The sequence below is a fragment of the Cyanobium sp. NIVA-CYA 375 genome (assembly GCF_056108345.1).
Genome location: NZ_JBSYHW010000108.1, coordinates 1 through 5,457 on the forward strand (window position 1 = coordinate 1; position 5,457 = coordinate 5,457).

The following is a 5,457-nucleotide window of genomic DNA, read 5'->3' on the forward strand; positions in this document are numbered from 1 at the left end:
GCTGCGCATCAATCATGAAGTGGTGACTGCCTATGTCATGTCAAGGTCAGGCCGGCACGCCCCGTGAACGGTTACGATTCAAGAATGTCTCCACGTCAATACCTGCCTGGCGCAGCACGCTCCCCAGGGTGCCCACCGCCAGATCACGTCGATGCAACGGCACCACTCACGTGACGCTGGCTTCGCCACTCTCAGGGTTGCTTGACGGTCTTCGCAGCACCACCTGGCTGCCTTTCTGACGCACGATCTCGAAGCCGAGGCAACTTAGGCAACGTTGACCTCAAAGGTGGTCAGCAGCCGGGGCACCAGCGCAGGTTGCGGGCATTCCTCCAGGTAGACCTCGTCTTCCCGGTACAGGATCGCCGTGAGGCGCTGGGGGGTGGCGGTCGTCATGGTCGCTCCGCCTCGTGGCTCTCGTAGCGCGCAAACCCTAGGCACACGAACGGTTCTGTCACCGTGGCCTGCTTGCGCTGTTCGCGCACGAAAGTAATGGCCCGAGGGCCAGGTCGCGGTAGCGGGTGGAGGGGGAGAAGAGAGCCTCGCTCCAGCGCAGCGCCAACGCCTCGCGCAGCGGCGTCCTGGCCTGAGATCCATGACCACCACGCCGACCCCTCTGGTGACCCGCGAGGCGCTGCGTGCTTTCACGCGGCAGCTGGTGGAGTGTTACGCCCCCGAGAAGGTGATCCTGTACTCCTGCGGAGAAGCCTTCGGCTACGGGTCTTTGGCCCGTGGGGTGATCCGTTCGTGCGCGAGGCGCTTGATCATGGCGAGGTGTTGCATGGCTGAACCCTGGCCGGCCGAAGTCTTAATTCGCGCCGAGGTTGGCGAGGATCTTCCGGGCCAGGGGTTCCTTGATTTCGTTATGCCTGGGAACGGCTTCCTTCACTCCGGTGGCTGGATTGATCCAGATGGAATGTGAAGCACCTTCTCTTTTCAGGAGGCAGCCAGCCATGCGAAGCCGTCGCTCCAGATCGCGGCGTTTCATCCAATCTGCAGGGGCATCAGCACGGCATCTGGAGGAAGTCCGCGACTGATATCAGCTTCACGATCCTCAAGAATAAGCTCTATCGCTGACTGCAAGTCTTCTTTGGCTTCTGCAATGGATTCACCCTGTCCATTGGCGCCAGGTATCTCCAGACAGATCGCCCAGAAACCTCCCTCTGGAGCAGGTTCAATCACAGCGGTCAGCTCTCCTTTCACTAAGTCAGCCCCAAGTGACGATCCATTCATTTTAGGTGGGAAGACGCTGGCCAGCAGCCAGGAGTGATCGCTTCACCGCATCTTCGCTGTATGCCCCCTCTCTCAAACCAGCACCCCCATCACCCGCAGCCACGCCGCCGGAATCTCCCGCTCCAACCGCCAGCGGAACGCCATCGGGCGTTCATCCTCGTGGCTCTCGTAGGTGGCAAATACCAGGCACACGAACGGCTCTGTCACCGTGGCCTGCTTGCGCTGCTCCCGCACGAAAGTAATGGCCCGAGGGCCAGGTCGCGGTAGCGGGTGGTGGGGGAGAAGAGGGCTTCGCTCTCGGCGCGGCTGTAGCGGCCGACCACGCAGCTTCAGGAGCCGTAAGGAAAGATGTCAGAGGACATCAATGAACGTTTCCACGTCAATACCTGCCTGGCGCAGCACGCTCCCCAGGGTTCCCACTGCCAGATCACGCCGATGGAGAGGCACAACGCATGTGACGCTGGCATTGCCACTTTCCGGGTTGAGGGACTGTCTTCGCAGCACAACATGGCTGCCTTTCTGGCGCACGATCTCGAAACCGAGGCAACTTAGGCAACGTTGACCTCGAAGGTGGTCAGCAGCCGGGGCGCCAGCACCGGTTGCGGGCATTCCTCCAGGTACAGCTCGGTGGCTTCGCGCAGGTTGGCCAGGGCTTCCTCGATTGTGTCGCCTTGGCTCGCGGTGCCGACCTCCGGCCACTCCGCCACGTAAACCTCGTCTTCCCGGTACAGGATCGCCGTCAGGCGCTGAGGAGTGGCGGTCGTCATGGTCGCCTGGCTGGGTAGGCCTCCAGTCTGGCCCCCCTCACACCTCCAACGCCAACTCCGGCACGAACGCCGCCGGAATCGCCCGCTGCAGCCGCCAGCGAATCGCCATCGGCCGCTCGCCCTCGTGGCTCACGTAATCGGCAAACCCCAGACACAGAAACGGCAGCGTCACCCCGGTGCGCTTGTTCTCTTCACGCACAAACAACATCACCCGGCTACCGCGTTCGCGGTGGTGGATGTATCTCTGCCCGGTGGCGGACGATTCCCGGGTGAGGCTCTGGCTCTCCCAGTGGAACTGCCACGGGGAGATGGCGTAGTCGTTGTAGCGGGTGGTGGGGGAGAAAAGCCGCTCGGCTTTCTTGAGGGTGATGAAGAAGACGTCGCACTGGGTGGCTTCATCGAAGAACACCCCCTCCCGGCCGGGGAAGGGACGGACCTCGTTCAGCAGCCCAAAGGCGGCGAATACCTCGGCGCGGGAATAGCGGCCGTGGAGTTTGAGGGGGATGGGGGGCGGATCGGCGCGGTCCCAGTCGAGCGGCGCCACCAGGTGGTCGGTGCGCTCGTGCAGCAGCGCGAACAGCTCCACCAGCTCGGCGCGGAGATCAGCGGCAGCCCAGAGCCGCACAAGGGCTTCGGCCAAGGGCAGGTGCTGGCGGCCGCTGCCCCAGAGCTGGGCCATCAGCATGCGCCAGCTGCGCTCGGTCTCCGGATCGAAGCCCGCCGGATCGGGGGGTGCCGCGCGCTGCAGCTGCTCCAGCAGCCAGCGCAACCGCACGGGGTCGTCCAGATGCAGCAATCCGCCAGCAATCCCCCGCCCCAACCGCTCCTCATCGCCGCTGGCCGCCCCTGCCGCCAGCCAGCCCAGCTCCCGTTGCAACAACGCCCACGACCCCGCCACCCTGTAGAAATCGCCCAGCTCCATGCCAAGCCCGTGGAGCAAGGCCGCCAGCGAACAGCGCCCGAGGCGGCGGGCTTCGGCAAGCAGCTGGGGCCGGCGCGTGGGCAGCGACTCGCGCAAATTGGCAAGCACCCGCTCGCTCGCCACCCGATCGAGCTGCAGGCTGCAGCCGGCTGGCAGGAAGGGAAAGCCCTCTTTGATCTGCTGTTCCAGCTGGTCGCGCGTACCGCCGAGCAGGGCGCGATAGCGCAGATCAAAGCGGAAGCTCCGGTGCGCCTGGCCGATGAAATCCAGAACGGTGAGGCAGCTTTTGCCCCGGCAGAGGCGCAGCCCGCGGCCGAGCTGCTGCAGGAACACGATGGCGCTCTCGGTGGGCCGCAGGAACAGCACCGTGTCGATCTCGGGGATGTCGAGGCCTTCGTTGAACAGATCCACCGCAAACAGGATCTGCAGCTCGCCGGAGCGCAGGCGGCGGATCTGCTCGGCGCGCTCATCGCGGGGGCTGGAGGCATCCAACGCGGCGGCGCGCAGGCCGGCCGCCACGAACTTGCGGGCCATCCAATGGGCGTGATCCACGCTCACGCAGAAGCCCAGGGCCCGCATCGAATCCAGGTTGGTGACCTTGTCTGCCAGTTCGCGCAGGATCAGGCGCAGGCGGGCGTCGGCGGCGGTGTAGAGGTTGGACAGGGCCTCGCTGGCGTAGCCGTTGCGGCGCCATTCGATCCGCGACAGGTCGGTGCCGTCGTGGAGACCGAAGTAGTGGAAGGGGCACAGCAGGCCCTGCTCCAAGGCGCTCCAGAGGCGCAGCTCGGCGGCGATGCGGCCACCGAACCAATGGAGGATGTCCTCGCCGCCGGTGCGCTCGGGGGTGGCGGTGAGGCCTGGCGGCGGCGGCGTGGTGGAACTCATCGACGATCACCACGGCGAACGTGTCTGGCGCCAGGTCCGCCGGATCCAGCCCCGCGAGCGACTGCACGGAGGCGAACACATGGCGCCACTGACTGGGGCGCTGGCCATCCACCAGCAACTCGCCGAACGAGCCATCGCGCAGCACCTGGCGGAAGGTGGCGAGGCTCTGCTGCAGGATCTCGCGCCGGTGGGCCACGAACAGCAGGCTCGGGTGACCCGGACCGGCCTGGCGGGCGTAATCGAGGGCGGCGATCACGGTTTTGCCCGTGCCGGTGGCGGCCACCACCAGATTGCGCCAGCGGCCATGGAGGCTGCGCTCGGCCGAGAGCTTGTCGAGGATCTCCTGCTGGTAGGCGTAGGGGCGGATGTCGAAGAAGCTGAGCGTGGTGGCATCCGCTGCCGAGTCCCCCGCCGACTCCTCGCGCACGGCCCGATCAAAGCGGCGCTGCTCCAGTTCGCTGGCCCGGTAGGGCTCGAACTCACCCTCCTCCCAGTAGCTCTCAAAGGCGGCCTGGAACTTGGCCAGGATGCCCTCGTTGTCGGCTGCGGAGAGGCGCACGTTCCACTCCAGGCCGTCGTGCAACGCGGCGGTTGAGAGATTGGAGGAGCCGATGTAGGCGGTGGAGGCGCCTGAGCAGCGATGGAACAACCAGGCTTTGGCGTGCAGGCGGGTTCGCCGGGTGTCGTAGCTGACGCGCACCTCGGCGCCGTGCTCCACCAGCCAATCGAGGGCGCGGCGGTCGGTGGCGCCCAGGTAGACGGTGGTGAGCACGCGCAACGGGCGGCCGGTGCGCAGCAGCTCGGCCAGGGGCTCCTGCAACAGGCGAAGGCCGCTGAACTTGATGAAGGCGCAGAGCAGATCGACCCGATCAGCTGAGGGCAGTTCGTGCTGCAAGGCCTGCCCCACGGAGGGCTCTCCGCTGGCGTTCACGAGCAGGGTGCTGACGCCCAGGGGGATGAGGGGCCTCTGTGGTTCGGCTTGGCCTGGGAGCAGCGGGGCGGCGAGGATGCGGCTGAGGCTCTTGCCGGTGGGGTGCAGGGCATCACCTGGGCCCACGGCGCGGGGGGCCTGGGTAATCAACATGGCCACCAGCTGGTTCACCAGCTCCAGTTGGGCTGCCGTGGGATGGCCATTAGGGAGGCTAGCCAGAGCGCGGCGCACCAATGAGCTGAGATGACGCGAGAGCTTGTGGGGGGCTTCTTCTGGGTCGAGGGGATCGAGGCCCACCAACTTCTGGGGTAGGCCCGCCAGCTTTTGCTCCAGGACCTCGGTCAGGAGGTGGTCGTAGAGACCGGGTTTGGGGGGTGGGGTGCTCAATTCAGACTAAGCTTGTCGGCGGAAATGGTCGAGAATGAAGGACTTGACTGGGTCTGAACGCAGAATGCGGCCTCAGCGCCAAGAAGTATCGCAAGGAACTGACTGGTTATCGGATCGCTGTACCATCGGCATCGCTCGCAGTTTGTACATGGCAATCGCTTGCAATGGAAGCCACTTGAGGCTTAGCGCTCTCGTCGGAAGGCTTGTTATGCCGCAAGGAGCCAGCGCTGCAGATGGCCGCCGGAACAGCCCAATCATTGTTGCAAACCCAGCCTGACTCTGGATATCAACTATGAATAGCCCTCAATAATATGAGTTTAATTGCCTCTTTCTTG

7 protein-coding genes and 1 pseudogene are annotated in these 5,457 nt (G+C 65.1%); all 8 read right to left on the bottom strand.

Annotated features, from left to right (window positions below):
- Positions 1-264: 264 nt before the first annotated feature.
- The 8 genes and pseudogenes from AC01FP_RS15770 to AC01FP_RS15805 all read right to left on the bottom strand — a co-directional run bounded on the left by AC01FP_RS15770 (position 265) and on the right by AC01FP_RS15805 (position 5,122).
- A complete protein-coding gene (locus tag AC01FP_RS15770) occupies positions 265-393 on the bottom strand; it encodes a hypothetical protein (protein WP_474481625.1) in 129 nt (42 codons plus the stop codon).
- A gap of 412 nt (positions 394-805) precedes the next feature.
- Positions 806-985 carry a type II toxin-antitoxin system HicA family toxin gene (locus AC01FP_RS15775; protein ID WP_474481626.1) on the bottom strand — a complete coding sequence of 60 codons (180 nt, stop codon included), beginning with the start codon at positions 983-985 and terminating at the stop codon, positions 806-808.
- Complete coding sequence (locus tag AC01FP_RS15780) at positions 982-1,200, bottom strand: type II toxin-antitoxin system HicB family antitoxin (RefSeq protein ID WP_474481630.1); 219 nt, start codon at positions 1,198-1,200, stop codon at positions 982-984. The genes AC01FP_RS15775 and AC01FP_RS15780 overlap by 4 nt, the downstream gene beginning before the upstream one ends.
- 102 nt (positions 1,201-1,302) lie before the next feature.
- Positions 1,303-1,529: pseudogene (locus AC01FP_RS15785) on the bottom strand (hypothetical protein); the annotation flags it as partial.
- A 52-nt stretch (positions 1,530-1,581) separates the two neighbouring features.
- A complete protein-coding gene (locus tag AC01FP_RS15790; RefSeq protein ID WP_474481627.1) occupies positions 1,582-1,839 on the bottom strand; it encodes a type II toxin-antitoxin system HicA family toxin in 258 nt (85 codons plus the stop codon).
- Positions 1,779-1,997, bottom strand: a complete 219-nt coding sequence (locus AC01FP_RS15795) for a type II toxin-antitoxin system HicB family antitoxin (RefSeq protein WP_474481628.1) — start codon at positions 1,995-1,997, stop codon at positions 1,779-1,781. Before AC01FP_RS15795 ends, AC01FP_RS15790 begins: the two co-directional genes overlap by 61 nt.
- 37 nt (positions 1,998-2,034) lie before the next feature.
- Positions 2,035-3,498 carry a DUF3427 domain-containing protein gene (locus AC01FP_RS15800; RefSeq protein WP_474481631.1) on the bottom strand — a complete coding sequence of 488 codons (1,464 nt, stop codon included), beginning with the start codon at positions 3,496-3,498 and terminating at the stop codon, positions 2,035-2,037.
- Entirely contained in the window at positions 3,386-5,122 is a 1,737-nt protein-coding gene (locus AC01FP_RS15805) for a DEAD/DEAH box helicase (RefSeq protein WP_474481629.1), read from the bottom strand. Before AC01FP_RS15805 ends, AC01FP_RS15800 begins: the two co-directional genes overlap by 113 nt.
- Positions 5,123-5,457: the final 335 nt, after the last annotated feature.

Bases quoted from the DNA above. Each gene is read 5' to 3' on its own strand.
- AC01FP_RS15800 (WP_474481631.1), bottom strand. From the start codon at position 3,498: ATGCGGGCCCTGGGCTTCTGCGTGAGCGTGGATCACGCCCATTGGATG.
- AC01FP_RS15770 (WP_474481625.1), bottom strand. From the start codon at position 393: ATGACGACCGCCACCCCCCAGCGCCTCACGGCGATCCTGTACCGGGAA.
- AC01FP_RS15775 (WP_474481626.1), bottom strand. From the start codon at position 985: ATGAAACGCCGCGATCTGGAGCGACGGCTTCGCATGGCTGGCTGCCTC.
- AC01FP_RS15790 (WP_474481627.1), bottom strand. From the start codon at position 1,839: ATGCCCGCAACCGGTGCTGGCGCCCCGGCTGCTGACCACCTTCGAGGT.
- AC01FP_RS15795 (WP_474481628.1), bottom strand. From the start codon at position 1,997: ATGACGACCGCCACTCCTCAGCGCCTGACGGCGATCCTGTACCGGGAA.